The organism is Cetobacterium sp. (genome assembly GCF_048470075.1).
In the GTDB taxonomy this organism is placed as follows: domain Bacteria; phylum Fusobacteriota; class Fusobacteriia; order Fusobacteriales; family Fusobacteriaceae; genus Cetobacterium_A.
The window spans coordinates 1-2,253 of sequence record NZ_DBGBQB010000396.1; the positions used below are offsets into that span (position 1 = coordinate 1).

At 28.1% G+C, this 2,253-nt stretch carries 2 protein-coding genes; both read right to left on the reverse strand.

Translation table 11 applies throughout. The features are described from left to right. Positions 1-7: 7 nt before the first annotated feature. Positions 8-715 carry a carbohydrate deacetylase gene (locus ACMOUI_RS13780; protein ID WP_418966268.1) on the reverse strand — a complete coding sequence of 236 codons (708 nt, stop codon included), beginning with the start codon at positions 713-715 and terminating at the stop codon, positions 8-10. Positions 716-732: 17 nt separating this feature from the next. After that, the gene (gene celB / locus ACMOUI_RS13785) at positions 733-2,049 is read right to left on the reverse strand and encodes a PTS cellobiose transporter subunit IIC (RefSeq protein WP_418966269.1); all 1,317 of its coding nucleotides are present in this window, start codon (positions 2,047-2,049) and stop codon (positions 733-735) included. Positions 2,050-2,253 lie beyond the last annotated feature (204 nt).

Consider the following 2,253-nt stretch of genomic DNA (forward strand, 5'->3'; position numbering starts at 1 on the left):
ACTCTCCCTATATATTTTTAATTTTTTCATCATAAGATATTAAAATATAGTTGTTTTCAATAAAATTTTTAACTTGGCTATCTGTTAAAATTTTAAGCTCTTCCTCTCTTTTATAAGTATATGAACTAGTCTCTAACAAGGGAGTATCTACAATAGCCGGATGACACATAAGTTCAATAGTCTCGGTATTTTTAGTGTCAATTAAAGAATAAAAATGATTAAATGATACATTATTTTCATAAAACTCCCCAATTAGCTCATCGTTTTTTCTATATTTTAGATTATATTTTTTTGATATAATCTCAACAGCTTCGAAAGCTTCTTGAAGTTTAATATGAATGTGATGATGTGAATCCATATGAGTTGGCATTTTTCCACAAAGTTCTTTAAATTTATAGATTTGAGCCTCTATCTCATTTATAAAATCATCTTTTTTAGCACTTTTTAAAAGAAGAGGATATTTTTTAAAGTTTCCTTCATCATCAGTTAAAGAGGAGATACCATAGAGAGATTTTCCTTTATCAAAAGTTAAATGTATCCCCAATCCCAAATTATTATAATTTTTATATAATTCAACAGCATGCTTTGCATAAGGTTGATTAACCATTAATGTTGTCGAAGACAAAATTCCATTTAAATAAGTTTCTATAATTCCTTCATTAACTCCAGGGGATAAACCAAAATCATCTGCGTTAACAATTAATTTTTTTTTCATAAGTAAAACCTCCATTATTATATAGATATTACTTCTTCTTCATACTCAATTTTATCTGCTTCACTATTTTTATCCAATACTTTTATAAAGGGAAGATATATTAAAATTCCTAGTCCCAAATTAAATACTTGTAAAAGAGAACTGCTTATATGCCCTCCGCTAGATATGAAACCACTTAAAATAATAGGCATTGTCCATGGGACAGGTAAAACTGCTGGAGCTACTAGCCCACTAGATATGGCAAAATAACTTATTAAAGTTAAAATAATTGGAGAAAAAATAAATGGAATCATAAGTATAGGATTTAGCACTATTGGTGAACCAAAGATTACAGGCTCATTTATATTGAATAAAGAGGCTCCAATAGATAATTTTCCAATTTCTTTAAATTGCTTAGCTTTAGAGAATAAAATATACCCAATGACTAAAGCTATTGTTGCTCCACTTCCACCTAAAAAAACATATATAGTAAAAAATTGTTCACTTATTATATGGGGAATTGCTTCACCATTTTGAAAAGCCAATCTATTGACATCTCTAATAACAGTAAACATTGCTCCGAAAACTACTCCTGCTATACTTCCACCATGAATTCCAAAAGTCCAGAAAATAGAGTTAATTAAAACATAAACTATTCCTCCCAAAAGAGTGGAAGAAAATCCAGTTAAAGGATCCGATATAATTTGTACTATTAATTTATGAACATCACCATAGGAAGTTGTCTCTATTCCAATTTTTATTACCCAAAAAAACAATAGAATAAATAGTGCTGGAATCAATGCCGAAAATGATTTAGAAACAGCTGGTGGACATACATCAGGCATCTTGATAACAAAGTTTTTCTTTATAAACCAAGCATAAATCTCAGTAGATATTAAAGCACAAATAATAGCTACAAATAATCCTTTTCCACCAAGATAACTTAAAGAAAATGCACTTATACTTTCACCATTTAATATGATTTTTCCAGGTGTCACCAAGAAGAATGAAGCCAAAGATATTACACTAGCTGAAAGTGAGTCTACTTTTAATTTTCTAGCTAAATGATAAGCTATTCCTATAGAAGCTATCACTGAAACTAAATCAAATGTAACTGAAACTGGATAAAGTAATTTATTCAGCCATGATTCGCCAAAAATATTACTCATAAAATTGTTATACCCTGGAATTGGTAAAAATCCAAATACTAAAAATAAAGATCCTACGATGACTAAAGGAAGTGATAAAATTAATCCATCTCTAATTGATTGAAGATGTTTTTGTTCTGAAAGTTTTGTTGCAAAAGGTAAAAAATACTTATTCATAATATTCTCAAACTTATCCATTGTTCTCATAAAGTTACCTCCTATTTTATTTTAGTCTTGATTTAAGTAACTTAATTCTATATTTTTCTTATCCAAAGGTCAAATTTGTATTTTGATTTCTTTTTTTCGTCTTTTTGTTTGATAATAGTTGAAAATGATTTGATAATAGTATATCATGTTAAATAATATTGTAAAGAAAATTTGTTCGTTGCTATTGTTTTGAAAGAAATTAGG